This window comes from Ruegeria sp. AB5 (assembly GCF_056542645.1).
Genome location: NZ_JBQGAE010000004.1, coordinates 116,927 through 143,371, shown reverse-complemented (window position 1 = coordinate 143,371; position 26,445 = coordinate 116,927). Strand labels below are relative to the sequence as shown.

The window sequence follows — 26,445 nt, the reverse complement described above, 5'->3', positions numbered from 1 at the left end:
GCAACAAGGGTGCAGGTGGCCCACAATCAGGCCACCTGCGTAAAGCTTATTGAGCAACCGGGTTGCAGACAGTCTGGCCAGCTTCGGTGGTTGCCAGTTCATACCCGCCTGGGCAGCTGGGCGTACCCGCTTTGTCATAGCTGGGCTGAACATACACGGGGGTCGGTTCTTCCTGCTGCGCGCATGCAGTCAGGATCAGGGCAAATGCACCAACGGCGGCGAATTTCAGTTTCATGTCCTTCAATCCTTTATTACTTTGCTGATATTGCCCAGTTTTCGGGGCCTTCATCAGGATACGGGGTGCAGGTCAATCTGGCAACAGAATCAATCACAAACCCGTGATCCAAGGCGAAACCGTGCCGGCAGAGGGGATATTTCGCCGATGAATTCGCCTGGCCGCTACCCTTTTTGGCGCCACACCCTACACTTGATCGGGACATCAGCCAAAAGTACGGAGACGCCACATGTCAAAGACACCAGTTATCGCCCAAAACTCACCCATCCCAGTCGAGGTTGTCGAAGGAAAAAGCTATTTCTGGTGTTCATGCGGCAAATCGGGCAAACAGCCATTTTGCGATGGCTCGCATAAGGGCACCGAGTTCGAACCTATTAAGTATACGGCTGAAGCCAGTAAAAAGGTGTATTTTTGCGGCTGCAAGCACTCGTCCAAGCAACCCCTGTGCGATGGATCACACTCTGGGCTTTGACCTCTGCGAGAGGGCGTTCAGGGCGTCGGCATTGGCGCAAAACTCAGGTGCGGCGTTCTTGATGGATTGCTGATCCGCCAGCCACAGGGCGCATTGCGCATCGCAGTTGGACGCCCTGCAACGCGTTACCATTTCTGCATAGCCTTCTGCGGACAGCCGCCCGTCAGTCATGGCATCTGTTAGAGAGAGGCCCAGGCATCTGGCGACGGATCGGGTGAGCCAAAAGTGCTTTTCGATATCCCCAAGCGCAATCTGAGCCACTACGCATCCTCCAGTTGCACCGCCTTGAGTGCCGCAAAACGGGACCGATTCGGGCAGGAATGGGGGGCTTCTGCGCCGCCCTCATGCTGATCCATCCATTCCGGACAGTCCTGCGCCCAGGCACACCCTCGGCAGAACTGGATCATCTCGGCCCAGTCTTGCTGACTTAGACGACCCGAACGATGAGCGCCAATGATGTCGGTTCCAGTTGTCTGCCCCATTCGCAGGACCAGACGGAAATGGGTCATGATGCTTCCCAGACGCGGCATGTTACCACCATTTTCAAGGCATGAGTTTGTGAAGCAATTCCTGATTGCGGCAGTATTCCGGCGTGCGTCGCATCGCTGTCGTTTCGGACAACAGCCCTTCGCAATGAACAGGGTTTGGACACCCGGTACACCGCAGGACAGCGTCGGATATTTCATCAATAGACACCTTGCCCTGAATGGCAGCGTCTTCCAGATCGACATCCAGCATGTTTGCCATATCGTCCATCAAACCGGCGTGCAGTCGCAGTACTCTTTGGCTGGGCATGTTGCGTCCTTTCCCTGTCGCGCTAAGGGAAATGGTATCTAGCCGCCGCCGGACAGACCTTGATACAGGTCAAGGAGTGGCACTGATCTGGTCCAGATAGGCGCGAGTCGCATCCTGAACACGGCGAAATCGGTCGCCGCCCAGTTTCTTGCCACCGTACCAACGGGTTACAATGATCACGTGATTGTCCAGCCCGGCACGCTCCATCATGCGCAAGATCACCATCCCGGCGCCACTTTCATCGTCATCCGCCTTTAACGCACCCGTAGATAAAACAGCTGCCCATGTGTTGTGCGTGGCCTTGGCATAACTTTTGTCTGTGCGAAGGGACGCGAGCACTGCATCAATCTCGGACCGGTTTTTTACGTTGGCCCCTGACACCGCATATTTTGATCCCCTGTCCGTCAGGACAACGCCCAACCGCACCACATCCGTCATGGTGTCAGGCCAAGTTGCCGTGCGGTTTGTTCCACAATCTGAACACGCTGCGCATTGGGTGGATGCGTGCTTAGAAACTTGTCGCCGGGGTCGGGAATACGGCCGAAATACTTGGCCCCGATCAAAGGATTGTAGCCTGCGTTGTACGTTATGATCGTGCCCAGGCGATCTGCCTCAAGTTCGAAGGATTGAACGTAAGCCTGGACACCCACTTTGGCCCCCAGCTTCTGCGCCTCTTCGATCTCGGCGGCACTGGCCCCTTGCAACCGCGCCAGATCACCGAATTTGGCCGCGCTGGCGCTTGCGTTTTCATTTTGTCGAGCGATATGCCCCAACACGTGATGCGCCGCTTCGTGCCCCATGACAAATGCCAATTCATCAGCGTTTTGCGCCGATTGGATAATCGATCGGGTAAAGATGATCACCGGTTGCTGGTTTTCGTCCAAGGTCTGAAACGCATTGGCCGGAGCTTTTGGGTTCAAATCGACCAGAATCTTGAAATCACACTTTTGCCCGTCGGTTTTGCGCAGACATTGCGCGCGGGCCTCGTCGCCGACCGCCCGGCTTATTTCGTGGAAGGTTTCCACCGTCACAGGGGTGTCCGAGGCCTCCCATTCGGCAAGCGACTGCTCGCGCAGCGTATCCGCCCCGCAGGCCGTCAGAAACAGCGCAATCAGCACAAGGATTGATCGATGCATCACTGTTCCTCTGAACGGCCAGACCTTCGGTCGAGCATAGCGCGCGCATCAAGCGGCGACCATAGCCAGATCGACGCTGAATGGGTTGCATTGCGCGCCTTTGAAGCGCAGTCTGAAAACATGTTTTCGATTGAGCATGAATTCGACTCGACAGTCATCACTCTGGTAGATGAAGGCGCCAAGCCTCTGCAGGAAGATGTGATCATCAACAGTTTCGCGGAATGCGTAACGCTGGACCAATTCGATCCACGCACAGGTGAGGTTCAGAAGATAACGCTTTCACCCGAGCAGGTGCGTGATTTGGCCGCGGCGCTGGACTTGCCGGAAGGTGTGTATCAGGTGCACGAAACGCAGGATCGGGACTCGTAGCCCAAAACAAACCCCCTTCTTTGCAAGACGCGCTTGACGGCGCGTCGGGCGATTTGCATCCGGGCATCATCAGTCCTTTGTGAAGATCGTCTTGCATGACGGGAATCAGGATGAAATTGATCCAGAGATGCCGCCCTATGCCTCTTGAATTGGTGACATCGGCAGCCAAGATACCAAGTGCCGATGTAAAGAAAGTTAACATATGTCCCTAAAAAACCCTGCCGCGCTCGAGTTTCTGCAGGTGCGCAGATCTCGCCCTGCCAAAACACTGACAGCACCGGTGCCCACGCGGGACGAGCTGTTGCCTTTGCTGACCGCCGCAGCCCGCAGCCCCGATCACGGCAAGCTGGAACCCTGGCGGTTTATCGTTCTGGAGAAAGGCGCCATGCCGCGTTTGGCCGCCTTGACAGTGGAGTGTGGCACGGCCTTGGGCAAAAGCCCTGACGACATTGCCAAAGCGCGCAGCCAGTTTGATTTGGGACAACTGGCTGTCGCCGTGGTCGAGGTTCAGAAAGCATCAGAAAAGATCCCTGCCATAGAACAAACCTATTCCACTGGAGCTGTCTGTCTGGCGCTGTTGAATGCGGCGTTGGCGTCAGGTTGGGGGGCCAACTGGTTGTCCGGCTGGCAAACCCACGATCGCATGTTCTGCCAAAAGGCGTTCGGTCTGGCTGAAAACGAAAGGATCGCGGGTCTGATCCATATCGCGACCGAAGGCAGCGCGCCGCCCGAGCGCCCTCGCCCGGATGTCACCGCCCTGACTGAATGGGTTTCGGAATGATCATCCTGAACGCGTTCTTCGCGGCTTTGGGCCAAATCGGCGACCCCAAATTTCGCGCAGTCCTGTTCCGGGGCATAGGCCTGACGATCCTGTTGCTGACCGTGACCTGCGCCGGGGCAATCTGGTTCATCAACTCCCTGTCCGGGAACGAAATCGCCCTTCCCTTCATCGGCACTGTATCGTGGCTGAACGATGTTCTGAACTACTCGGGCATCCTGCTTGTGCTGGTGCTGCCCGTGTTTCTGATGGTGCCCGTCGCCTCGGCCATTACCTCGATCTTTCTGGAAGAAGTTGCACAGGCGGTCGAGGAAAAACACTATCCGACCCTGCCCGCAGCCCCCAAGATACCCGTTTCCGAAGCCGTGAAGGACGGGCTGGGTTTTCTGGGTGTGCTGATCGTGGCGAACCTGCTGGCCTTGATCCTGTATGTAATCTTCACGCCGTTCGCGCCCTTCATTTTCTGGGCGATGAACGGGTTTCTACTGGGTCGGGAGTACTTCACCCTGGCGGCGATGCGTCGCCTGGGGCGCGAGGGTGCGCGCAAGCTTCGGGCCAAACACGCAACCACCATCTGGGTTGCAGGCACGTTGATGGCGATCCCGCTATCGGTGCCACTGGTGAACCTGGTCATCCCGATTATCGGGGCCGCCACGTTCACTCATATCTACCACAAACTGTCAGACGTCCAAGCCTGACACTCAGCGTGGCTCCAACTGGTTCAGCCAGTCGAAGTCACGCACTGAGATCACGCCCGACAGGATAATCCCCGCAATGATCGCCCAAAGAACAATCGATATCCCGGTGGTAATCCACATCTTCTTCTTCATGTGATGCACCTCTGGCGCACCTGCATGGGTGCCGGGAACAATCTCACCCAGATCGCCCTGAGTCTTGATCCGAATCGGAAGGACAATCAGCAGCGTCAGGAACCAGATGACGGCGAACAACACCAATGCGGCAGTGATAGTCATGTCAGGCCCTCCGGGCTGCCGTTACACCTGTTCCAGCTCGACCAGGCAACCGTTGAAATCCTTGGGGTGCAAAAACAGGACAGGCTTGCCATGTGCACCGATCTTGGGGTCCCCCGAGCCCAGAACACGTGCGCCGGTTTCCTTCAGGTGGTCGCGCGCGGAGATTATGTCGTCAACCTCATAGCACACGTGGTGAATGCCTCCGGCCGGGTTCTTTTCCAGAAAGCCGTTGATCGGACTGTCCTCACCCAGCGGGTAGAGAAGTTCAATCTTGGTGTTGGGCAATTCGATGAAGACAACTGTCACGCCGTGATCGGGCTCGTCCTGCGGTGCACCGACCTTGGCTCCCAGCGCGGAGCGATACTGTTCGGATGCGGCCTCAAGATCCGGCACTGCTATGGCGACGTGGTTCAGGCGTCCAATCATGGTAGTCTCCTCTGTCCTGCGTTGCATGGGTTATGAGGGCTGATCGGGCAAAGGACAAGTGCGCCAAATCGCCCGTTAACCCTGTGTTAGCCAGAAGTTCCTAGCGTGACTCAACTGCTGGATAGGAGAGCTGCCATGGACGATTCGAGACCATTCAACACCATTGCAACACCCACCGCGACACGGCCGTTGCTGGGACAGACCATTCTGGTTGTCGAAGACAGCCGGTATTCCTGCGACGTCATACGCCTGATGTGTTTGCACAGCGGTGCCCGGATTCGGCGAGCAGATTGTCTGAAATCGGCCCGACGTCACCTGCAAATCTACCGCCCGTCCGTCATCGTAGTGGATATGGGCTTGCCTGACGGGTCCGGGGCCGATCTCATTGCGGAACTGGCACAGGCCACACCGCGCATAGGTGCGATCCTGGGGATGTCCGGTGATGATTGCACTAAAGAAGACGCGATAGGGGCCGGGGCCGACGGGTTTCTGGATAAACCCATAAAATCCATGTCTTATTTTCAGAAAACCATCTTAGAGTTGTTGCCCGAGGATCGTCGCCCCAGTGGCCTGCATGCCGTCCGGGATGAGGTCATTCACCCGGATCCTTTGGCCTATCAGGATGACATGGCCCATATCGCCGATGTTCTGGCCAGCCCGAATGACCACCGCACCCTCGACTATGCCGCGCAATTCCTGCGTAGCGTCGCGCGCGAGGCCGATGATCTGGTTCTTGTTAAGGCCGCACAGGATCTGGCTGCCTCCCGAACAGAGGGGACACCGATCACCGCCCGCGCCGCACAGGTCGCAGGCATCGTGCAAGATCGTTTGAATCAAAGAGAGGCGATCTAAGGTGTTGCCCGCCTACTTCATTGCCGCCACAGCTTTGTTTTGGTGGCTGTATCGACAAACCCGGGCCTCGGCGCGAACAATTCGGGTGAACCGGGCAGATATCGGGAACCCTTTGGACTAGCGCTCTGCCACGAGGTATCTTTGCCTGTGCGGCACCGGGGATCGCGTTGAAGGGGGAGCAAGACCGGATTGTACTATTCCTGAAATGCAAACCGCCCGCTTGAGACGGGCGGTTGACACTCACTCCTGAGGGATGATCCGCAAGCCCAGCTCCATCAGCTGGTCCGAGCTTGGATCAGAAGGTGCCTGCATCATCAGGTCTTCGGCGCGCTGGTTCATCGGGAACATCATGACTTCGCGGATATTGGCCTCATCGGCCAGCAACATCACGATGCGGTCGATACCAGCAGCACAGCCACCATGCGGCGGTGCGCCATAGTGAAACGCGTTGAACAGAGCACCAAAGCGGGATTTGACCTCATCCGCGCCATAGCCTGCCAACTCGAACGCCTTCAGCATGATCTCGGGCTTGTGGTTCCGGATCGCGCCTGACACCAACTCATAGCCGTTACAGGCCAGATCGTATTGATAGCCGCGCACATCCAGAGGATTCCCCTGCAGCGCTTCCATCCCGCCTTGCGGCATTGAGAACGGGTTGTGCTCAAAGTCGATCGCGCCGGTCTCTTCGTCCTGTTCGTAGATCGGGAAATCGACGATCCAGGCAAAAGCAAAGCGGTCTTTCTCGGTCAGACCAAGCTCATCACCGATCACATCACGTGCCCGACCGGCAACCTTTTCAAAGGTTTTCGGCTTGCCACCCAGGAAGAACGCCGCATCGCCAACGCCCAGACCCAACTGCTGACGGATCGCCTCGGTCCGCTCGGGGCCGATGTTCTTGGCCAGCGGGCCTGCGGCCTCCATCCCTTCACCCTGATCACGCCAGAAGATATAACCCATGCCGGGCAATCCCTCTTTCTGGGCAAAGGCGTTCATGCGGTCGCAGAACTTGCGGCTGCCACCTGTCGGCGCCGGGATAGCGCGGATTTCGGTGCCATCCTGCTCCAACAGCTTTGCGAAAATCGCAAAGCCAGACCCGCGGAAGTGGTCGGAGACCACTTGCATTTTAATAGGGTTCCGCAGGTCGGGCTTGTCGCTGCCATACCAAAGGGCCGCGTCCTTATAGGAAATCTGCGGCCAGTCCTGATCGACCTTGCGGCCACCACCGAACTCTTCGAACACGCCTGTCAGAACCGGCTGGATCGTGTCGAACACGTCCTGCTGCTCGACAAAGGACATCTCAAGGTCAAGCTGGTAGAAATCGGTGGGCGAGCGGTCGGCGCGCGGGTCTTCGTCACGGAAACAGGGCGCGATCTGGAAATATTTGTCAAAGCCCGACACCATGATCAGCTGTTTGAACTGCTGAGGGGCCTGCGGCAACGCATAGAACTTGCCAGGGTGCAGGCGCGACGGCACCAGAAAATCGCGGGCGCCTTCGGGCGACGATGCGGTGATGATCGGCGTCTGATATTCGCGGAAGCCCTGATCCCACATCCGGCGGCGCATCGAGGCCACAACGTCCGAGCGCAGAGCCATGTTCTGCTGCATCACCTCACGGCGCAGGTCCAGATAGCGATAGCGCAGGCGCGTTTCCTCGGGGTATTCCTGATCACCGAACACCATCAGCGGCAGCTCATCCGCGGCGCCCAGCACTTCCAACTCGCGCACATAAACCTCGATCTCGCCGGTGGGCAATTTCGGGTTCACCAGATCAGCGGCGCGCGCCTTGACCGTACCGTCGATGCGGATACACCATTCCGAGCGGACCTTTTCCAGCTCGGCAAAGGCCGCACTGTCGCCGTCGCACAGAACCTGCGTGACGCCGAAATGGTCGCGCAGGTCGATGAACAGAACCCCGCCGTGATCTCGGACACGATGCACCCAGCCAGACAGGCGAACGGTTTCACCGACATTTGCGGCGGTCAGAGCGGCGCAGGTGTGGCTGCGATAGGCGTGCATGGATAATATCCCTTCGGGCGCAGAATTCGTCGCGCCGATACACCCTGTCAGGCTTGGAAAGTCAAGGCAGGTCGCGTCGTCAAAACGGCCTTTGAACGTTGCCGGAATAGAAATACACGCCCAGACCCACGGCAAAGATGATGTTCCCTGCAATCGCGTGCAACAGAACCGCGTAAAAGAACGAGCCCCGTTTGCGATAGGCCCAGCTGAACAGCAACCCGCCGACAAAGGTCATAACGGCGACGATCCAGCTCCAATACATCAGGTGAGCAAAGGAAAAGACGGCAGCATTCAACAGATCAGCCCTGCGCCCGTCAGGCAGAATGTCGTGGTATCGGCGATAAAATAGCGGGCGAAACAGCAGCTCTTGCGGTAGTGCCGACAAAAGCGGATAGCCGATCCAAATGAAAGCCAGCATCTCGGGTCTGTATCGCAGCAGGAAAAAGGCGGCGTCTGGTCGGGTGAGATAGATCAGCGTGGTGCAAGATACCACCGTCACAATCGCAAACAAGGCGAGTTCACGCAGCGACCAGTTTGCCCAATCGTAGCGTAGTTCCGCCCACTGGAAGCCGGGTGTTGCGTGCAGCAGAACAATCCCCAGGCCGGTAAACGCGAAGAGGGCCGGAAACATCCAATTGGGTGGGAAAAACACGGCGATCATCAGCGGGACGGCAAGAAAAAACAGGCCAAATTCAAACCGCAATCGCGCCGTCGCAACCAAAGGGCTGGTCATCGTGCCTTTTCTGCTCAAAGGAATGCCAACTCCACCGGGATCAAGCCACGCAACGCATTGCCCATGTAAACGGCTTGTGCATCTCGTATATCTTTCACACTCAGAACCGCCTCGGCATAGTCGTCCCTCTCCAGCAGTACTTCACGCAAAATTCCAGGAAGAAGACCACATGACACAGGAGGCGTAAGCCGTCGTCCGTCCTGAGTTTCAATAAACAGATTGGTGATTGACCCCTCGCACAGTTCGCCCCGTTCGTTCATGAACAACACCTCGTCAATCCCCTTGGGCATCGCGGCGCGCGCGGTGTCATAGACGTGCCGTCGGGTGGTTTTGTGGCGCAGCCAAACATCATCCGAGGTCAGACAGGTCTCCGAGATCCCCAACCGCCAGAAAGGCGGATTGTCGACTAGCGGAGCAGTGGAGAGATCGAACCGGCCAAGGACATCCATTGTCAGGCGGCAGCGCAGCGGGACGTCACCGGTTATCTCAGACAGAACCTCTGCTGCCACAGCCGGATCAAAGCGCAGCGCCAATGCACTGGCGGTGCGCGACATACGGTTCAAATGCCTGCTCCTCCGAACAAACCCCTGCCCCGGCCTGTAGCCCAGCGTTTCGATCAGGCGGAAGTCAGGCTCAGCTGGTGGGCAAAGCGGGCTTTCCATAGCGCTTCCTCATATTCCGATGGGGCTGTGCTGTCCCAGACGACGCCGCCGCCCACATTCAGTGTGGCCGTGTGCCCCTCAACCATCAGTGTGCGAATGGCCACGTTGAACTCGGACCGCCCGTCAGGGGCTGCCCATCCAATGGTGCCGCAATAGATGTCGCGCGCCCACGGTTCCAGCTCGGACAGAATCTCCATCGCGCGGATTTTGGGCGCGCCGGTGATGGACCCGCAGGGGAACAGTGCGTTCAGAATATCCGACAGACCGGCACCAACCTGCAACCGCGCCCGCACAAGCGAGACCATCTGATGCACCGTGGCATAGGTTTCGACCTTGAACAGCTCGGGAACATGGACCGATCCGGGCAGGGCTACGCGGCTGATATCGTTGCGCAACAAGTCAACGATCATCAGGTTTTCGGCCCGGTTTTTGTCATCCCCTGACAGGAAATTGCGCCGTCGGGCGTCTTCGGCCATATCCTCGCTGCGGGGCTGGGTGCCTTTCATGGGACGGGTTTCAATACGCCCGGTCTCATCTGTGCGGAAAAACAGCTCGGGCGAGCGACTGAGCAGGTCCGGCAACCCGTCCTGTTGAACCAAGGAGCCATGCCCCACGAGCTGGCCCGAAGTCAGAGCGGCATAGAGCGATGCGCTGTCACAGTCGACAGCCAGATCAATCGGGAAAGTCAGATTGGCCTGATAGATGTCCCCGGCCCCGATGGCATCGTGCACGACCTTGAACGCCTGACTGTATCGCACTTCATCCCAACGTGGTTGAAACACGGTCACACCGCCCGACGCCTTGGGCAATTCAAATTGATCGGGCGCGTCATAAACACCAAAGCATAGCAGCGGCAGTTTTCGGTCATCTGGCAGGCGCGGCAGCAGGCGTGGCTCCAGCGTATACCCCATCTCGTAACTGGCATACCCTGCCAACCACCTCCCCGCTGCGCGCGCCTCATCCAAGGCCGCCAACGCCGCGGGCACCTCATCCGCGGTATCCGCACGGATGATGTCGGAGGGCCGGTCAAACCGGGTCCCCGGACCGGCAGGTCCCTGATCGAAACGAATTCGCAAGTGCATCCTCATAAGCCGTGCTGCGCGATATAGAGAATACGCTGCCAAGGGAAGGGGGGGAAAGCGGCAATTTCGCCCCTGTTTCCGATACCTCTTGCACCTTTTCGCGCGGTCCCTATAACGCAGGACAATTTGGGCGCTGGGGCGGTGCCCTGACTCGCGGACAATCAAAGGAACAGGGCCATGCCGAGAAGAACCGACATCCAGTCGATCATGATCATCGGGGCGGGTCCCATTGTTATCGGTCAGGCCTGTGAATTCGACTATTCGGGGGCTCAGGCCTGTAAGGCACTGCGGGAAGAAGGGTATCGGGTCATTCTGGTGAACTCGAACCCCGCGACGATCATGACTGACCCCGGACTGGCCGATGCCACCTATATTGAGCCGATCACGCCCGAAGTCGTCGCAAAGATCATCGAGAAAGAACGCCCCGACGCCCTGCTGCCCACCATGGGCGGGCAAACCGGCCTGAACACTTCGCTGGCGCTGGAAGAAATGGGCGTGCTGGAAGAGTTTGGTGTCGAGATGATCGGTGCCAAGCGCGACGCCATCGAAATGGCCGAAGACCGCAAGCTGTTCCGCGAGGCGATGGATCGGCTGGGCCTGGAAAACCCCAAGGCCACAATCGTGACCGCGCCGCGCAAGGAAGACGGCAGCGCCGATCTGGATGCGGGTATCCAATTCGCATTGGACGAGTTGGAAGAAATCGGCCTGCCCGCCATTATCCGCCCCGCCTTTACACTCGGCGGCACCGGGGGCGGTGTGGCGTATAACCGTGAGGATTATATCCATTTCTGCCGCTCGGGCATGGATGCCTCGCCTGTGAACCAGATCCTCGTCGATGAATCTTTGCTGGGCTGGAAAGAATACGAGATGGAGGTGGTCCGCGACACTGCCGACAATGCCATCATCGTCTGTTCCATTGAAAACATCGATCCAATGGGCGTGCACACCGGTGACTCGATCACCGTGGCCCCTGCACTGACGCTGACCGACAAGGAATACCAGATCATGCGCAATGGCTCGATCGCCGTTCTGCGCGAGATCGGGGTCGAGACCGGCGGGTCCAACGTCCAGTGGGCGATCAACCCCGACGATGGCCGCATGGTTGTGATCGAGATGAACCCCCGGGTGTCGCGATCCTCGGCGCTGGCCTCCAAGGCGACCGGATTCCCGATTGCCAAGATCGCCGCAAAGCTGGCCGTGGGATACACGCTGGACGAGCTGGACAACGACATCACCAAGGTCACGCCCGCGTCCTTCGAGCCGACCATCGACTATGTCGTGACAAAAATTCCGAAATTCGCGTTCGAGAAATTCCCCGGCTCAGAGCCCTACCTGACCACCGCGATGAAATCGGTGGGTGAGGCAATGTCCATCGGCCGCACCATCCACGAATCGATGCAAAAGGCGCTTGCCTCGATGGAATCCGGTCTGACCGGCTTTGACGAGATCGAAATCCCCGGCCTGAACGTGGGTGTCTGGGACGAGGCCGACGACAAGGCCGCCGTGATCAAGGCGATCAGCCAACAAACGCCTGATCGCCTGCGCACCATCGCACAGGCCATGCGCCATGGCTTGACCGATGATGAGATCTTCGGCGTCACCAAGTTCGACCCGTGGTTCCTGGCCCGCATCCGCGAGATCATCGCAGCTGAGCGCACGGTGCGCAGAGACGGCCTGCCGATGACCGAGGACGGCATTCGCAAGCTGAAGATGCTTGGCTTTACCGATGCGCGTCTGGGCAATCTGACCGGTCGTGACGAAGACAATGTCCGCCGCGCCCGCCGCAATCTGGGCGTTTCTGCCGTGTTCAAACGCATCGACACCTGCGCAGCCGAGTTTGAGGCGCAGACGCCCTATATGTATTCGACCTATGAGGCCCCGATGATGGGGGAAGTCGAATGCGAAGCCCGCCCAAGCGACCGCAAGAAAGTCGTCATCCTGGGCGGAGGCCCCAACCGGATCGGTCAGGGGATCGAGTTCGACTATTGCTGCTGCCACGCCTGTTTCGCACTGACAGATGCGGGCTATGAGACCATCATGGTCAACTGCAACCCCGAGACGGTTAGCACCGACTATGACACCTCGGACCGCCTGTATTTCGAGCCGCTGACTTTCGAACATGTGATGGAAATCCTGACCAAGGAACAGGAAAACGGCACGCTGCACGGTGTGATCGTTCAGTTCGGCGGCCAGACCCCGCTGAAACTGGCCAACGCGCTGGAAGAAGAAGGCATTCCAATCCTCGGCACCACACCTGACGCCATCGACCTCGCCGAAGACCGTGAACGGTTCCAGGCACTGGTCAATGATCTGGGTCTGAAACAGCCCAAGAACGGTATTGCTTCGACCGATGAACAGGCGTTGGAAATTGCAGAAGAGATCGGCTTTCCGCTGGTCATCCGCCCCTCGTATGTCTTGGGCGGTCGCGCGATGGAAATCGTACGAGATATGGATCAGCTGCGGCGTTACATCAACGAGGCCGTGGTGGTTTCCGGCGACAGTCCCGTACTGCTCGACAGCTATCTGGCCGGTGCGGTGGAACTGGATGTCGACGCGCTGTGTGACGGCACCGACGTTCATGTTGCGGGTATCATGCAGCACATCGAAGAAGCAGGTGTCCATTCCGGCGATTCAGCCTGTTCGCTGCCACCCTATTCTTTGTCGAAAGAGATTCTCGAACAGATCAAGGATCAGGCCTACAAACTGGCCAAGGCGCTGAACGTTGTCGGCCTGATGAACGTCCAGTTCGCGATCAAGGACGATGAGATTTACCTGATCGAGGTGAACCCGCGCGCATCGCGGACCGTCCCCTTCGTGGCCAAAGCCACCGACAGCGCCATTGCATCCATCGCCGCGCGTGTGATGGCCGGTGAAAAACTGGCCGATTTTCCGAAACGCCCGCCCTACAAGACCGTCGACGACACCAAGATCGCGGACCAGATGACGCTGGCCGATCCGGACATGCCCTGGTTCTCGGTGAAAGAGGCCGTTCTACCCTTTGCCCGCTTCCCCGGCGTTGACACCATTCTTGGCCCAGAAATGCGCTCGACCGGTGAGGTCATGGGCTGGGACCGCGACTTTCCCCGTGCCTTCCTAAAGGCACAGATGGGCGCTGGTATGGTATTGCCGTCATCGGGCTGCGCTTTCCTTTCGATCAAGGACGGCGACAAAGGGTCGGATATGCTGGACGCCGCGCGCGTTCTGGTCAGCCAGGGCTTTTCCCTTGTGGCGACACGAGGCACCCAAAGCTGGCTGGACACCAACGGAGTACCGTGCGGCGTGGTCAACAAGGTCTATGAGGGTCGTCCCGACGTAACCGACTTGATGAAAGACGGTGGCGTTCAGTTGGTCATGAACTCGACCGAAGGGGCGCAGGCGGTGGAAGACAGCAAATCCATCCGCTCAATCGCGCTGTACGACAAGATCCCCTACTACACCACGGCGGCCGCCAGCTACGCCGCAGCGCTTGCGATCAAGGCGCAGGCTGGAGAAGATGTCGACGTAAAATCGCTTCAGGGCTGATCCAAAGCCCAGGGAAAAGAGCAAAACCCCCGGTCACGGACCGGGGGTTTTTCATTTAGGCAGCAACCGCCTGCCGTCTTTCATCTCGTTTGAAAAACAACAGATAGAACACCGGCGCAGCAACCATCGTCAACACGGTCGCAAACGCCAGTCCCCCCATGATGGTCACGGCCATCGAGACAAAGAACGCATCCGTCAGCAGCGGAGCCATACCAAGAATGGTCGTGATCGCCGCCAGCATTACTGGGCGCAGGCGCGAAACCGAAGCTTCGATGATCGCCTCTTGCAACGGTTTGCCTGTTGCCCGGACCAGATCGATCTCTTCGACCAGAACAATGCCGTTCTTGATCAGCATCCCCGAAAGGCTCAGCAGCCCCAAAAGCGCCGTGAAGGTAAAGGGCAAACCCGTGCCCAACAGGCCAATCACCACGCCGTTGACCGACATCGGGACAAGCAGCCAGATGATGATCGGCTGGCGGATCGCGTTGAACAGCAGGACCGAGATCAATACCATGATCAGCAAGCTCAGCGGCAACTGCTTGCCCAAGCTTTCCTGCGCATCGCGCGAGTTCTCGAATTCACCACCCCATTCCATCCGGTAGCCCGGCGGCAGCTCCATCGCTTCAATGGCCGCGCGCACCTCGGAATGCACCTGAGCCGCTGTCAGATCCGGCGGGATATCGGCGCCAACGGTGATCGTCAGCACCCGGTTGCGACGATGGACCTGAGTATTGAGCAATTGGTATTCGAACCCGTCGACCATCTGCTCGATGGGCACGAATCTTTCGGACTGATCCGAATACACAACCTGATCGACAATCGAGTAATCATCATCCGCCGGGCGGCGCAGGATGATCGGAATCAGGCGGTCGCGCTCACGCAGAACGCCTCCGGTGATGCCGTCCGTCGAAAACTGCAGCGTCGCCGCAATATCCTCGCGCGCAACACCCGCTGTCTGTGCCCGCTCAGTGGCATAGATCGGCTGCACTGCCAGCTCTTTTTCGCGCCAGTCATGATGAATGTTCAACGCATTCGCAGAGGCCGCAGCCATGCGCTGCACCGCTTCGTCCGCCAACTGCCGCAAGACTGCCGGATCGCTCCCAGAGAAACGAGCCTGGATCGGGTCGCCGCCGCCCGGGCCAAAGACCAGCCGTTTGGTGCGGAATTCACCTTCGGGGAACTGCATTGAGCCAAAGGCTTCAAGTTCGGCCTGCAGCATTGGGATGTCATCCAGAGTCTCGGTCCGGATGATCATGTGACCATAGCTCGGATTCGGATCCTCAGCCGAGTAGGTCAGCATGAACCGGGTCGCACCCTGACCCACGAACGTAGTGACCGAGACCACGTCTTCGCGGGCCGCCAACCAATCTTCGAACACGGCCATATCCTGCGCAGTTCGGGCGATGGGCGTGCCCTGCGGCAATTTGTAGTGCACGAAGAACAACGGCGTATTCGAGTCCGGGAAAAACTGCTGCTTCATCAGGCCAAAGCCCGCATAGCAAGCCACAGTGACCCCGACCAAAATCGCAACAACAAGCCAACGGAACCGCAAGGCCCAGCGCAGGATCGCGCCGTAGACACGAAACAGAATGCCGCCATACGCGTCCACTTCGCCTTCTTTACCCTGCTTGAAGAAGTAGTGCCCCAGCATCGGTGTCACCGTGATGGCAAGAACCCAGCTCAACAGCAATGAGATACCGATGACAGCAAAGAGCGAAAACAGGAATTCTCCGGTTGCATCGGGGCTGAGGCCGATACCAGCAAAGGCCATGATCCCGATAACCGTCGCCCCAAGCAGCGGGATCTGCGTTTTCGATGCGACCTCATCCGCCGCATCACGCGAGGATTTGCCCCGCAGCATCGCGATCTGCATCCCTTCGGCCACCACGATCGCGTTGTCCACCAGCATCCCCATCGCGATGATCAGGGCCCCGAGTGAGATACGTTCCATCTCGATCGAGAACAGCGCCATGAACAGCAGCGTGCCGACAACGGTCAGCAACAGGGTCGATCCGACCACGATAGCCGCCCGCCAACCCATGAAGATGCCCAGAACCGCAACCACGATGGTCACCGACATGGCGAGGTTCACGAGGAAATCGTTCGACGCTTGCTCGACCACCACATGCTGCTGGTAGATGGGCAGAATTTCGACGCCAAAGGGAATTTGCGCGTCCAGTTCGACGAATTTCGCATCGGCGCGTTTGCCCACTTCGACAATGTTCTCGGCTGCCAATCCGGCAACACCCAACGTGAAGGCTTCGACACCGTCGAACCGGATCACGATATCGGGGTCGGTCTGGCGGGCGCGATAGACATTGGACATGTCGAACAGGTTGATCACCTGCCCTTGCGACCCGACCGAGAGCCCCGCAATCGCGGACACACTGTCCGAGCCTTCGGCCGTCAGAATGGTTGTGCGGTCGTTCTCCGAGCGTACCGACCCCGACGAATTGACCGAATCCGCGTTGGCGATGGCTTCGTTGATTGCCTGAAACGGCACGTTCTGGTTCACCGAGATGGCCAGATCGGGTTCGATGAAAATTGCCTCTTGCGGCAGGCCCTGAACCTCGACATCCGCGACGCCGTCCACCGTCAGCAGCTCGCGCCGCAGGAATGTTGCCAGTTCATGTTTCTCTGCGTCCGAGAACCCTTGGGCGGTGACCGCATAGAACAGACCAAACACGTCACCAAACCCGTCATTCACGAACGGCTGGTTTACACCTGACGGCAAGCCCCGCGCGGCATCGCGCACCTTGGCCCGCAGGCGTGTCCAGATATCGGGCAATTCGGTCCCGTCATAGGTGGATTTGATCTCGACCTCGATAAGAGATTGGCCAGGCTGGTTCAGCGAGGTGATCGTGTCCACCTCACCCATTTGCTGGATCGCGGATTCAAGCGGCTCGGACACCTCCAGCGCCACTTGTTCAGCGGTTGCGCCGGGGTATTGCGTGACAATGACGGCGTTTTTGATTGTAAACGCAGGATCTTCCAAACGCCCCAGCGAAAGGAAGCCCCAGATGCCACCGAACAGCGCTATGAGGATGATCAGCCATGTATAGAGTGGCCGGTCGATAGATGCGCGCGCAATTCTCATCGATCTGCCCCTCAATTCGAAAAGCCGGTGAAGCGACGCACGGTCTGACCATCGGTCAGCGCAGAACCGCCCGCAACGACGATCTCATCGCCATCGGACAAACCTGTCAGAACCCGGACCTCTCCGGTCTGGGTCGGTTCAATGGTCACAGTTGAACGGCGCACAGTGCCTTCGTCTGCGCCAGCCGGAGAAAAGACCATGACGCCCAATGTTCCGTCTGCACCCGCAGCGATGGCCGACGCAGGCAAAACAATACCGGTTCTGTCATCGCGGACATGCACGTTGACCGATACCGACGACCCCGGCAGGATCTGCAGCCCCTCAGGCGGAGTCAGGCCGAACTGAATGCGGAAGGTTTGCCCAACGCTAGAGGTTTCGGCGTCGAATTCGCGAATCTCCAGAGGAAAAACCTCGTCACTTGCGGGAAACTTAGCGGTGATTGTGATATCTTCGTTCTGCCCCGAGCGTTGAAACAGGATCTCGGGGACATCCACCTCGATGCGCAGTTCCGACATATCATGAATGCGCACAATCGGGGTGCCAGCCGATACCGTCGTGAAGGCTTCGACTGCGCGGCTGGACACCAGGGCGTCAAATGGGGCGGTCAGGGTCGCGTGTTCCAATTCGTACTCTGCGTCGCGCAGGGCAATCGCCGCCAGTTGGGCCTCGGTTTCCGCGTCATCGACCGCCACCTGACTTGCTGTTGTGCCTCGCAGTCGGGAGAGACGTGCGACGGTCCGGTCGGCCTGCTCTTTCTGTAGCCGCGCGCGATCCAGCCTCAGTTCGAACGGCTCCTGATCCAGACGTGCAATCAGACCGTCCTTGGGGATGACGAAACCTTCGGTGATGGGCATCTCGAGAATCTGACCCGCAACCTGAAAAGCCAGATCAACAGTCTGGCGCGCGGCAACTCGGCCAAAGAACTGCCGCGTGAAACCGGGGGAAGTTTCCTGCACTTGCAACAGCTTTACCGGTTTTGGGGTATCCTGAGCGGCGATCGGGGTCGCCAGAACGGCCAAAACAAGGCCCAGAGAGGCTATGAGTTTCATTTCTTCAATCCCTCGGGAATTCCCGTTTTCAAAACGTTGTTACGGATTTTGCACGCCAGTCGTGCGAATTCGGCGGTTTCTTCCTGATTGAGACCAGAGGCCCTTTGGAACAGGTCTCCGGCCTCGGCCACCAACATGTTGCGGGCCTCTTCACCCTGTGCGGTCAACACCAGGAGCCATGCCCGGCGATCTTCGGGGTCACGTTCACGCCTTAAATAGCCAGCCGTCTCAAGAGCATCGGCGGTCGCCGTTATGGTGGACGGCACGCTCAGCATATCAGTCGCCAGAACGCCCATCCGCTTGGGCTGATCCAGTTTGATCAGCATATGGCATTCGGGATGGCTCAGATCTGTCTCGATCGTCTCAAAGGTCTCTTCCAGTTTCCAGTAAAGCGCATACACGCCCATGATCGCCTGTATTTCGGGGCTGAGGCGGCCAAGTCTGGTTGTGATGTCGTCGGTCACTGGGATTCTCCGCATGTGGCACCGGGGCCATATACTTCAAATTATGAACTATTCAAGATGTGAAGCTGTATTTCACGCAAAGACGCTGGTTCCCTTGGGTCAACATACCTTGATCAAACTGCATTGTGACTGCATTTTAGGCGAATCCAAAACCCGTCAGGACCCACAATGTATACCCCAGCCATCACTGGTACCGGTGTTTTCACACCCGAGAATGTCATTACCAATGCCGAACTGGTACAGGCATTCAATGCATATGCCGACAAGATGAACGCCCAAAATGCCGATGCCATCGCGACCGGCGAGATGGAACCGATGCAGCATTCTTCGGAAGAATTCATCGTCAAAGCCTCGGGGATTAATAACCGTTACGTGATGGACAAGTCTGGCGTATTGGATCCTGACATCATGTATCCCGCTCTGCGTCAGCGCACGGATGACGAGCCCGGCATCATGACCGAGATGGCCATTGATGCCTGCACCAAAGCGCTGACCCAGGCGGGCCGCACAGCGGCGGATGTCGACCTGGTGATCTGCGCGGCTTCGAACCACGAACGCGCCTATCCGGCCATTGCCATCGAAATTCAACAGGCGTTGGGGATCAACGGGTTCGGATTTGACATGAATGTCGCCTGTTCCTCGGCCACGTTTGGAATTCAGGCAGCCGCAGATATGGTTCGGTCCGGCTCGGTCAGGGCGGCATTGGTGGTGAATCCCGAGATCTGTTCGGGTCATCTGGAGTGGCGCGACAGGGACTGTCACTTTATTTTCGGAGACGTCGCAACGGCGACCCTGATCGAACGGATCGAGGATGCCAAAGGCCCGCATTTCGAGATCCTCTCGACCCGATGCGCGACAGCGTTTTCGAACAACATCCGCAATAACAACGGGTTCCTGCGTCGCTCGCGCCCTGATGGCATGGTGGATCGTCGTGACATGCAGTTCATGCAAAACGGACGCAAAGTGTTCAAAGAGGTGCTGCCCATGGTCAGCCAGCACATCGGAGATCACATGGAGGCCGAAGGTGTCATCAGTGACGATCTGAAACGTCTGTGGCTGCATCAAGCCAACAAGACAATGAACGACTTTATCGGAAAAAAAGTCCTGGGGCGCGTACCCCAGCCGGGTGAACAACCCAACATCCTGCAGGACTATGCCAACACCTCCTCCGCAGGGTCCATTATCGCATTTTCGAAATACTCGGACGATCTTGAGGATGGCGATATCGGTTTGATCTGTTCGTTCGGGGCCGGGTATTCGGTCGGATCCGTGATCGTGAAACGAAAATCCTGATCCGTTTAACGGTCAATGGGTCAGACTATCTGTTCACGCGAAAGACCCGAAACGCCTCTTCTTCAGGCCGGGGAATTTCTTCAACATTGTGAGGGAGTGTGCCCGCAATGAACGCTGCTGGCAGCCCTTCACCGTCAGATACAGAATCCCAGTAGTCTGCGCGCGACGCCCTTTTACAAATCATCACGTAGTCCACACCAAGCGCGGCCAGATGTGCGCCCATATCGGCCGTGTCGGACCGGAACAACTCAATCTGCGCCAGATTGCCCGCTTCGTTGCGGTGATAGTTCCCGCCAAGAACCGAATGATGGGTGAAACGCAGGAAATTCCCGGCAAAGTTCAAACCGGAAACGACAAACCCAGGTGGCAAGTCGTTTAGCGGTTCGTAGGCAAACTGCGTCGCACAGTACTTCATCGTCACTGGCGGTTCAGTGTCCTCACCCTCTTCGGCGGAGGGCTGCCGCCATGCAAGATAGTATTGTTCAATCTTGATCCCCGTTTTCGGTGACATGAAAATCAGAAATACGATCATCAAGAGACCAAAAATATGCCGACCATCTGATTTGTATGTCAGGTAGATCACCCGCAGCATCTGCGCCTGGATGGCCACCAAAGACATCGTCAGGAAGGATACCATCCGGATTTGATAGTAAAACAAAGCCAAACTGGCCAAAACCAGACATGACAACAAAAGATAGTCCATTCTGGTCTCGGAATTTCGAGCGAAGAACAAGCCTGCAAAAATCACAATACCGGAAATGACCGTCATCGATATCGTTTCGCCTTTGTGACGCTGCAGCGAAATCAAAATGTTCTGCGCTTCTGTAATCTGGCTCAACCAGAACTCGCGCATCGCCAATGGCATCTGATCGATGGGATTTTCCAGACAGTGTGGGGCAAATCTGTGGGCCACCGCAAACACCAGCCCACCCAAAACCAGAAAACAGAGCGCGCGCACCCACAGGGTCTGATGGGACGCCAAAGCCGCCAAGGCGACCAAGCCCAATCCTGCGAAACCGGCCGGCAGCGCAATACTAAGGGTCAGCGCATCACATCCGGCGAAGAAAAAGCTCTCTCTTGACGTTGTCGCGAGGCTTGCCAACAGAAGTGTCGCAGCAATTGCGGAACCAAACTCGATCAACCGCTGGCGGGCCTGCTTCCCGGACAACACCCAATCTGCGGCGAAAAACGCGCCGATCAATCCGGTGTGCACCATGGATTCAGCCCCGATCGACATCGACAACGCAAGGCATATGCCTAACCACATGCCCGCGCGCGGCCGGTCTTTGCGCAAAACAAAGAACATCAGCGCAACCGCGAATAGCATGATCTGATAGCCATGATGATCAAAGGAAAAATAGTTGAACTTCCTCGAATTCACCAAGGCATAGGCACCAAAGATCAAAGCCGAGACCGCACCCGGACGCCCACCCAACGCTCCGCCGGTGACAGTAAAGGCCCATAGGGTCAATGCGGCCAGACCGGCAGGCCAGATGATCGCTGTGAGATGCAGTGCGGTTTGCGCAGGTAAAACCAGATCGAATAGCCAGTAGAGCGCTGCAATCGGCGCATCAACAAGACGAGACCAATGCATCAATGTCCCGCCATCGGGACCCAAACGATGCTGATACAGATCAAACCAGCCCTGTCCGTTCAGCAGGTCACGGACCACCACCCAGCGCATCACGTCATCCGTTCGGCCTTCATAAGTGCTCAGGGCTGTTAAGATCGTCAGCACCAAACAACCAGCGACAACAAGGCGACACACAAAAGCGTCTGCCTGCACCCGGTAGGCATTTGGGGAATTCTTCATAAAATACTGCTCTTAGCCGTTTCGCCCTGAAAGACCTGCACGATTGAGTCACAGGCTTGTCCGGACAGCGTGTCAGCTTACGCTTTCTTCTTCCAGATGTAATTTCATCTCAATCAGAACCTGTTGCAAAAGGCTTGTTTCCTTGAGCAATCGCTTGGCCTCGTTCACGGTGATGATGCCGTCTTCGATGGCCGCCTGATACTCTGTCATCAACATCGCGAACCGTTGGCTGAGAGCAATAACATCCGAATTCACTCCACCCGTTCTGGGTTGGTCCGAATTTCGATTGGTATAAGACAAGGTGATGTTTTTCAGATCGGCAAGCGCAGACGTGACATGCGGGTAGTTGGCTGCATTCTCTAGTCGCGCGACCGCGTCAACGGGCATAAACCGGTCCGAATGCTCGGCATTGTCTGAATAATACCGACCCAGAGTCGCCTTGGATTTGCCCGTGATCTCACAAGCGGCCTCTATCCCCACATCTTTCACCAAAGCTTCGGTGTGTTTCTTCAGATAGGCCCCGATATCTGCCATTGCTTTACCTTTGTTGCCTGCACCCGCTGCCCCAATTGTCCATTTGGGGGAAAGCGTCAGGAAATTTCCCATAACAGAGTCATAATTGAAATGTCATATATTGGCTATCCCTCAGATATGCGGGGGTTTTGTGAGTGAGTGGCGGCAGTTCTATGCCGGTAATGAGTGATCGTGAGGCGGTATTGCTAAGCCTCACTCCGTTTTGGTCACATGATGACCGACGGCGTCGCCGTTGCAAAAGCGGGGGTTCCATCCCCAAAGAGCATCTGCTCGGCCTCTGCAACGGCAACGGCGACGTCGCTTCCCCTTGAAGGACTAATGCCTTGTTCGTTTGAGCCGGGCGCTTTAGACCCGCCGCATGGCAAAGCTGTACTTTAACTATTCGACAATGAATGCGGGCAAATCGACCGTACTGTTGCAAGCCTCGCACAACTATCGCGAGCGTGGCATGGACACGTATCTGATGACCGCTGCGGTGGACGGCCGCGCTGGAACGGGTCGCATCGCGTCACGCATCGGTATCTCGGAACAGGCAGATACGTTTCGCCCCGATGATGACGTATTTGCCATGATCGAAACCCGACTCGAACGCGGACGCGTTGCCTGTGTTTTTGTTGATGAGGCACAGTTCCTTTCGGAAGATCAGGTCTGGCAGTTGGCTCGTGTCGTAGATGACCTGAACCTGCCAATTCTGGCATATGGACTGCGGGTAGATTTTCAGGGCAAACTGTTCCCCGGTTCAGCGGCCCTGCTGGCGCTGGCGGATGAGATGCGAGAAGTACGCACCATCTGCAAATGCGGACGCAAGGCCACGATGGTGATTCGCCAGGATGAGACTGGCAATGCCATCACCCAAGGCGCTCAGGTCCAGATTGGCGGGAACGAGAGCTATGTATCGCTCTGCCGCAAGCACTGGCGCGAAGCGGTCGGAGACTAGACCCGGTTGGGCAAATCCCGACCTGCGACAAAGGCCGCGACATTGTCCAATGCCATATGCCCCATACTGGTCCGCACCTCTTCGGTTGCTGTCCCCAGATGCGGTAGCAGGGTGACGGTATTCATTTCTAGCAACGCTTGAGGTACAGCAGGTTCGAACTCGTAGACGTCCAGTCCGGCACCAGCAATTTGACCGGCTTGAAGCGCACCGATCAGGGCGGTTTCGTCCACGACTTCGCCGCGCGCGATATTCACCAAAATAGCGTTGGGGTTCATGGCCTCCAGTATTGACGCATTGATTAGATGACGCGTCTCTGCCCCACCCGGAACAGCCAGGATCAGAAAATCCACAGACGCCGCAAGCTCAGGCAGATTCGGGGTAAAATTCGCTTGGAAATCCAGTTGTTTGGCGCTGCGGGATTGGTAGGCGATCTGCATTCCAAACCCGAAATGGCAGCGTCGGGCAATAGCCTGACCAATGCGACCCATTCCAACGATCCCGACCCGTTTGCCGGTGACATGGTGCCCCAGCATTTGCGTTGGGTGCCAACCTTGCCATGCGTTGGAACGAACCAGTCGCTCACCTTCACCCGCGCGCCGTGCCGTGGACAATAGCAGCGTCATGGCTATATCGGCGGTGGCATCCGTGACCGCGCCCGGCGTGTTGGTGACAGCGACACCCGAAGCCCGCGCGACGTCGACATCGATATGGTTGTAGCCGACACCAAAATTGGCCAGCAACTTGCAACGCGGCGCTGGCACATCCGCAAACACCGCCGCCGAGAACTGGTCGCCCAAAGTCGGTACGACCACATCGAATTCTGTCAGGGCGCGTTTCATCTCATCCAGCGATAGCGGTTCGGTCGACGGACGAATGTCGACATCAAACTCTGCAGCGGCCCGGGCCTCGACAGCTGGCGTCATGGGGCGTGTGATCCACAGTTTCATCAGTGCATCCGCCCGCCCAACGGAACTTTACCGTCGGGGCCAATCAGCACGATCTCGCCGTTTTCATCGGGCAGGCCCAGAACCAAAACCTCGGACATGAATTTGCCGATCTGGCGTGGTGGAAAATTGACAACCGCCAACACCTGCTTGCCGATCAGCGCGGACGGTTCGTAGTGCGCCGTGATCTGGGCCGAAGTTTTACGTTCGCCGATCTCATCCCCGAAATCGATCCACATCTTGATCGCGGGTTTGCGCGCCTCGGGGTATGGTTCGGCGCGGACGATCTCGCCAACGCGGATGTCGACCTTCAGAAAGTCATCGAATGAAATCTCACTCACGAGACAGCTCCTTTGAACGATCTGTCGCAGCCTTGACGGCCCTGTGCAACAGGTCAGGAAAACCTTCGGCCTCATGCATCAGAACCTCAAGTGCGGCCTGGGTCGTGCCGTTGGGTGATGTTACATTGACCCGCAACTGCGAGGGGTCGTCCTCCGCAGCAACGGCCAGAGCGCCTGCCCCGGCGACCGTGGACTTCGCCAGTTTCATCGCCAGGTCATGCGGCAGGCCTTGCGCCTCGCCGGCAGCGGCCAGCGTTTCTATCAGGTGAAAAACATAAGCCGGACCGGAACCACTTACGCCGGTGACGGCATCGATCTGCGTCTCATCCGTCAGACGCACGGTTTCACCAATGGCTGAAAGAAGGTTTTCGGCAAGCTCCAAGCCTTCTTCGGACACCTGTGAATTGCCAATCATCGCGGTGATGCCCTGACGAATTGCCGCTGGCGTGTTCGGCATCGCCCGCACGATCGGGGTACCCGCGCCCAGGACATCCTCAAATGTGGCAATAGACGTGCCCGCCGCGACCGATACAAACAGGCTACCGCCGCCGCCCAACGCCTGAATTGCGGGCAGAGCCGCGCCCATCATCTGCGGTTTAACAGCAACCAGCACAACGGCGGGTGCTTCGGGCAACGGGGTGTTGATATTGACGCCCTGCGCTTTCAGCCAGTCAGACGGGTAAGGATCAATCACCCAAACGGATGCGGCGGGCAGGCCGTGATCCAGCCAACCCGCCAACATCGCGGACCCCATCTTTCCGCATCCCAACAGCACCAGGCCCTGCTCGGCCACGCGTGACATGTCCATCTGTGCCCCTCCCCTCAATCACCGGTTTGGGGCAAAGCTTTACGCCCGGCCGTAGGCCTCTGCAATGGCAACCTGCATCGCGTCTTCCGGGTCGCGATTGCCCCAAGTGACCAGTTGAATCGCCGGGTAGTAGCGCTCGGCGCTCATCACAGCGGCGGTGATCATCGTGTCAATCTGGTCCGGGCTGGCTGTCTGGCCGCCCGCCAGAACCAGACCGTAGCGATAGACCATCAGCTTCTGGTTCGCCCAATAAGTGAAAGCCCCCGCCCAGCACTGATCATTCATCTTGTTCAGCAGCTCATACAGCTCACTTTCGCGTTCGGACGGCGGCTCCATCTCGAAGGAACACACCATACGCAGCGTTTCGTCATAGTTCGACCAAGCGAGCGTAATCGAATAGGTCCGCCACTGACCTTCAACGGCCATGGCAATCTGATCGTCGCCGATACGGTCAAAATCCCAGTCGTGATGTTCGGCCAGATGTTCAACTATGTCGATCGGATGAAGGTCTTCTTCGAGAAACTGCTCGGAAAGGGCCATAATGCCACCTCACTAATCTCTAGCATTTTGGGACTGGCAGCGCCCCAGCGCTAGTTGACTGCTCTACAAGCCGGGCTTCCCCCGTGGGCCTGTACTAAATATGGTGCGCCGCAAGAATCCTTCTGGCAACCCTATTTCTTGGGGATAACAGCAATAAGTTGAGGACAGTCGGCAACGGAGGTCAAAATATTGGCGTTCGACGCAGCTTTGTCTTGATTAAATTCTGCAAGGCGGCAAGATACACATCACCGCACAATCCAACCTCGGATTGCGCGGCGTTAATCCTGCGTGGAAAATCTGGATTCGGACTTTATTTGTCCAGTTTCGCCTCAAGCGCGGCGATCCGTGCCTCAAGCGCAGCGTTTTCTTCGCGGGCTTTCTGAGCCATGGCACGCACTGCATCGAATTCTTCGCGCGTGACAAAATCACGGTCGGCCAACCAGCGGTCCACCATCGATTTCATGGCGTTCTCGGCTTCTTCCCGCGCGCCCTGTGCAACGCCCATGGCATTGGTCATCAGCTGAGAAACATCGTCGAGGATCTTGTTGCGGGTTTGCATGGTTTTTCTCCGAA

At 57.6% G+C, this 26,445-nt stretch carries 30 protein-coding genes; 8 read left to right on the top strand and 22 right to left on the bottom strand.

Annotated elements, in window-relative coordinates; translation table 11 throughout:
- Positions 1 to 46: 46 nt before the first annotated feature.
- Positions 47 to 235: a hypothetical protein gene (locus ACR0L4_RS09935; protein WP_170750408.1), complete on the bottom strand. Its 189-nt coding sequence runs from the start codon at positions 233 to 235 to the stop codon at positions 47 to 49.
- Between the two features lie 229 nt (positions 236 to 464).
- Between ACR0L4_RS09935 and ACR0L4_RS09930 the strand changes: the two genes are divergently transcribed.
- Positions 465 to 707 (top strand): CDGSH iron-sulfur domain-containing protein, encoded by a 243-nt coding sequence (locus ACR0L4_RS09930; protein WP_480512596.1) that lies wholly within the window; start codon positions 465 to 467, stop codon positions 705 to 707.
- Here ACR0L4_RS09930 and ACR0L4_RS09925 read toward each other — a convergent pair.
- From ACR0L4_RS09925 to ACR0L4_RS09905, 5 genes are all read right to left on the bottom strand, one after another.
- Positions 690 to 968 (bottom strand): DUF6455 family protein, encoded by a 279-nt coding sequence (locus ACR0L4_RS09925; protein WP_480512594.1) that lies wholly within the window; start codon positions 966 to 968, stop codon positions 690 to 692. The two genes, ACR0L4_RS09930 and ACR0L4_RS09925, sit on opposite strands and share 18 nt — an antisense overlap.
- Positions 968 to 1,237 carry a DUF6455 family protein gene (locus tag ACR0L4_RS09920; protein WP_480512592.1) on the bottom strand — a complete coding sequence of 90 codons (270 nt, stop codon included), beginning with the start codon at positions 1,235 to 1,237 and terminating at the stop codon, positions 968 to 970. The genes ACR0L4_RS09925 and ACR0L4_RS09920 overlap by 1 nt, the downstream gene beginning before the upstream one ends.
- A gap of 13 nt (positions 1,238 to 1,250) precedes the next feature.
- Complete coding sequence (locus ACR0L4_RS09915) at positions 1,251 to 1,502, bottom strand: DUF6455 family protein (protein WP_170750404.1); 252 nt, start codon at positions 1,500 to 1,502, stop codon at positions 1,251 to 1,253.
- Between the two features lie 69 nt (positions 1,503 to 1,571).
- Positions 1,572 to 1,940, bottom strand: coding sequence for a YigZ family protein (locus ACR0L4_RS09910; RefSeq protein ID WP_480512590.1), 369 nt, complete (start codon positions 1,938 to 1,940; stop codon positions 1,572 to 1,574).
- Positions 1,937 to 2,638 (bottom strand): M48 family metallopeptidase, encoded by a 702-nt coding sequence (locus tag ACR0L4_RS09905; RefSeq protein ID WP_480512588.1) that lies wholly within the window; start codon positions 2,636 to 2,638, stop codon positions 1,937 to 1,939. Before ACR0L4_RS09905 ends, ACR0L4_RS09910 begins: the two co-directional genes overlap by 4 nt.
- Before the next feature lie 120 nt (positions 2,639 to 2,758).
- Here ACR0L4_RS09905 and ACR0L4_RS09900 point away from each other — a divergent pair, with 120 nt between their 5' ends.
- From ACR0L4_RS09900 to ACR0L4_RS09890, 3 genes are all read left to right on the top strand, one after another.
- Complete coding sequence (locus ACR0L4_RS09900) at positions 2,759 to 3,007, top strand: hypothetical protein (protein ID WP_170750686.1); 249 nt, start codon at positions 2,759 to 2,761, stop codon at positions 3,005 to 3,007.
- A 202-nt stretch (positions 3,008 to 3,209) separates the two neighbouring features.
- A complete protein-coding gene (locus ACR0L4_RS09895) occupies positions 3,210 to 3,788 on the top strand; it encodes a nitroreductase family protein (protein ID WP_480512586.1) in 579 nt (192 codons plus the stop codon).
- Positions 3,785 to 4,483: an EI24 domain-containing protein gene (locus ACR0L4_RS09890; RefSeq protein WP_480512584.1), complete on the top strand. Its 699-nt coding sequence runs from the start codon at positions 3,785 to 3,787 to the stop codon at positions 4,481 to 4,483. Before ACR0L4_RS09895 ends, ACR0L4_RS09890 begins: the two co-directional genes overlap by 4 nt.
- Positions 4,484 to 4,486: 3 nt before the next feature.
- On the opposite strand, the gene ACR0L4_RS09885 is transcribed toward ACR0L4_RS09890, so the two are convergent.
- Together ACR0L4_RS09885 and mce are read right to left on the bottom strand one after the other, a co-directional pair.
- A complete protein-coding gene (locus tag ACR0L4_RS09885) occupies positions 4,487 to 4,759 on the bottom strand; it encodes a DUF1467 family protein (RefSeq protein WP_170452611.1) in 273 nt (90 codons plus the stop codon).
- A 21-nt stretch (positions 4,760 to 4,780) separates the two neighbouring features.
- Entirely contained in the window at positions 4,781 to 5,185 is a 405-nt protein-coding gene (gene mce / locus ACR0L4_RS09880; RefSeq protein WP_170750399.1) for a methylmalonyl-CoA epimerase, read from the bottom strand.
- A 135-nt stretch (positions 5,186 to 5,320) separates the two neighbouring features.
- Here mce and ACR0L4_RS09875 point away from each other — a divergent pair, with 135 nt between their 5' ends.
- Positions 5,321 to 6,037 (top strand): response regulator, encoded by a 717-nt coding sequence (locus ACR0L4_RS09875; RefSeq protein WP_480512582.1) that lies wholly within the window; start codon positions 5,321 to 5,323, stop codon positions 6,035 to 6,037.
- 240 nt (positions 6,038 to 6,277) lie between these two features.
- On the opposite strand, the gene aspS is transcribed toward ACR0L4_RS09875, so the two are convergent.
- The 4 genes from aspS to ACR0L4_RS09855 form a co-directional block, all read right to left on the bottom strand.
- Positions 6,278 to 8,053 (bottom strand): aspartate--tRNA ligase, encoded by a 1,776-nt coding sequence (gene aspS / locus ACR0L4_RS09870; protein WP_480512580.1) that lies wholly within the window; start codon positions 8,051 to 8,053, stop codon positions 6,278 to 6,280.
- Between the two features lie 79 nt (positions 8,054 to 8,132).
- Positions 8,133 to 8,786 carry a CPBP family intramembrane glutamic endopeptidase gene (locus ACR0L4_RS09865; RefSeq protein WP_480512578.1) on the bottom strand — a complete coding sequence of 218 codons (654 nt, stop codon included), beginning with the start codon at positions 8,784 to 8,786 and terminating at the stop codon, positions 8,133 to 8,135.
- Between the two features lie 14 nt (positions 8,787 to 8,800).
- The gene (locus tag ACR0L4_RS09860) at positions 8,801 to 9,448 is read right to left on the bottom strand and encodes an aminotransferase class IV family protein (RefSeq protein WP_480512575.1); all 648 of its coding nucleotides are present in this window, start codon (positions 9,446 to 9,448) and stop codon (positions 8,801 to 8,803) included.
- On the bottom strand, positions 9,403 to 10,530 hold the full coding sequence (locus ACR0L4_RS09855; RefSeq protein WP_480512811.1) for an aminodeoxychorismate synthase component I: 1,128 nt from the start codon (positions 10,528 to 10,530) through the stop codon (positions 9,403 to 9,405). Before ACR0L4_RS09855 ends, ACR0L4_RS09860 begins: the two co-directional genes overlap by 46 nt.
- Positions 10,531 to 10,707: 177 nt before the next feature.
- On the opposite strand from ACR0L4_RS09855, the gene carB reads away from it, so the two are divergent.
- Complete coding sequence (gene carB / locus ACR0L4_RS09850; RefSeq protein ID WP_480512573.1) at positions 10,708 to 14,052, top strand: carbamoyl-phosphate synthase large subunit; 3,345 nt, start codon at positions 10,708 to 10,710, stop codon at positions 14,050 to 14,052.
- A gap of 55 nt (positions 14,053 to 14,107) precedes the next feature.
- Here the strand turns inward: carB and ACR0L4_RS09845 are convergent, their stop codons facing one another.
- From ACR0L4_RS09845 to ACR0L4_RS09835, 3 genes are read right to left on the bottom strand one after another with little or no spacing between them, the layout of a single operon-like run.
- Positions 14,108 to 17,149, bottom strand: coding sequence for an efflux RND transporter permease subunit (locus ACR0L4_RS09845; protein ID WP_480512571.1), 3,042 nt, complete (start codon positions 17,147 to 17,149; stop codon positions 14,108 to 14,110).
- A gap of 11 nt (positions 17,150 to 17,160) precedes the next feature.
- Positions 17,161 to 18,198 carry an efflux RND transporter periplasmic adaptor subunit gene (locus ACR0L4_RS09840; RefSeq protein ID WP_480512569.1) on the bottom strand — a complete coding sequence of 346 codons (1,038 nt, stop codon included), beginning with the start codon at positions 18,196 to 18,198 and terminating at the stop codon, positions 17,161 to 17,163.
- Positions 18,195 to 18,662, bottom strand: a complete 468-nt coding sequence (locus ACR0L4_RS09835; RefSeq protein ID WP_480512567.1) for a MarR family winged helix-turn-helix transcriptional regulator — start codon at positions 18,660 to 18,662, stop codon at positions 18,195 to 18,197. Before ACR0L4_RS09835 ends, ACR0L4_RS09840 begins: the two co-directional genes overlap by 4 nt.
- A gap of 168 nt (positions 18,663 to 18,830) precedes the next feature.
- Here ACR0L4_RS09835 and ACR0L4_RS09830 point away from each other — a divergent pair, with 168 nt between their 5' ends.
- Positions 18,831 to 19,955, top strand: a complete 1,125-nt coding sequence (locus tag ACR0L4_RS09830) for a beta-ketoacyl-ACP synthase III (RefSeq protein WP_480512565.1) — start codon at positions 18,831 to 18,833, stop codon at positions 19,953 to 19,955.
- A 25-nt stretch (positions 19,956 to 19,980) separates the two neighbouring features.
- Here ACR0L4_RS09830 and ACR0L4_RS09825 read toward each other — a convergent pair whose 3' ends face one another.
- Both ACR0L4_RS09825 and ACR0L4_RS09820 read right to left on the bottom strand, forming a co-directional pair.
- Entirely contained in the window at positions 19,981 to 21,768 is a 1,788-nt protein-coding gene (locus ACR0L4_RS09825) for a hypothetical protein (protein ID WP_480512563.1), read from the bottom strand.
- 72 nt (positions 21,769 to 21,840) lie between these two features.
- Complete coding sequence (locus tag ACR0L4_RS09820; protein WP_170750682.1) at positions 21,841 to 22,302, bottom strand: hypothetical protein; 462 nt, start codon at positions 22,300 to 22,302, stop codon at positions 21,841 to 21,843.
- A gap of 358 nt (positions 22,303 to 22,660) precedes the next feature.
- Here ACR0L4_RS09820 and ACR0L4_RS09815 point away from each other — a divergent pair, with 358 nt between their 5' ends.
- Complete coding sequence (locus tag ACR0L4_RS09815; protein ID WP_480512561.1) at positions 22,661 to 23,239, top strand: thymidine kinase; 579 nt, start codon at positions 22,661 to 22,663, stop codon at positions 23,237 to 23,239.
- On the opposite strand, the gene ACR0L4_RS09810 is transcribed toward ACR0L4_RS09815, so the two are convergent.
- From ACR0L4_RS09810 to ACR0L4_RS09790, 5 genes are all read right to left on the bottom strand, one after another.
- Complete coding sequence (locus ACR0L4_RS09810) at positions 23,236 to 24,186, bottom strand: 2-hydroxyacid dehydrogenase (RefSeq protein ID WP_480512559.1); 951 nt, start codon at positions 24,184 to 24,186, stop codon at positions 23,236 to 23,238. The two genes, ACR0L4_RS09815 and ACR0L4_RS09810, sit on opposite strands and share 4 nt — an antisense overlap.
- Complete coding sequence (locus tag ACR0L4_RS09805) at positions 24,186 to 24,524, bottom strand: tRNA-binding protein (RefSeq protein ID WP_480512557.1); 339 nt, start codon at positions 24,522 to 24,524, stop codon at positions 24,186 to 24,188. The genes ACR0L4_RS09810 and ACR0L4_RS09805 overlap by 1 nt, the downstream gene beginning before the upstream one ends.
- On the bottom strand, positions 24,517 to 25,332 hold the full coding sequence (gene proC / locus ACR0L4_RS09800) for a pyrroline-5-carboxylate reductase (RefSeq protein ID WP_170750385.1): 816 nt from the start codon (positions 25,330 to 25,332) through the stop codon (positions 24,517 to 24,519). The genes ACR0L4_RS09805 and proC overlap by 8 nt, the downstream gene beginning before the upstream one ends.
- A gap of 39 nt (positions 25,333 to 25,371) precedes the next feature.
- Positions 25,372 to 25,872 (bottom strand): YbjN domain-containing protein, encoded by a 501-nt coding sequence (locus ACR0L4_RS09795; protein ID WP_170750384.1) that lies wholly within the window; start codon positions 25,870 to 25,872, stop codon positions 25,372 to 25,374.
- A 310-nt stretch (positions 25,873 to 26,182) separates the two neighbouring features.
- Positions 26,183 to 26,431 carry an accessory factor UbiK family protein gene (locus ACR0L4_RS09790; RefSeq protein WP_120632035.1) on the bottom strand — a complete coding sequence of 83 codons (249 nt, stop codon included), beginning with the start codon at positions 26,429 to 26,431 and terminating at the stop codon, positions 26,183 to 26,185.
- Positions 26,432 to 26,445: the final 14 nt, after the last annotated feature.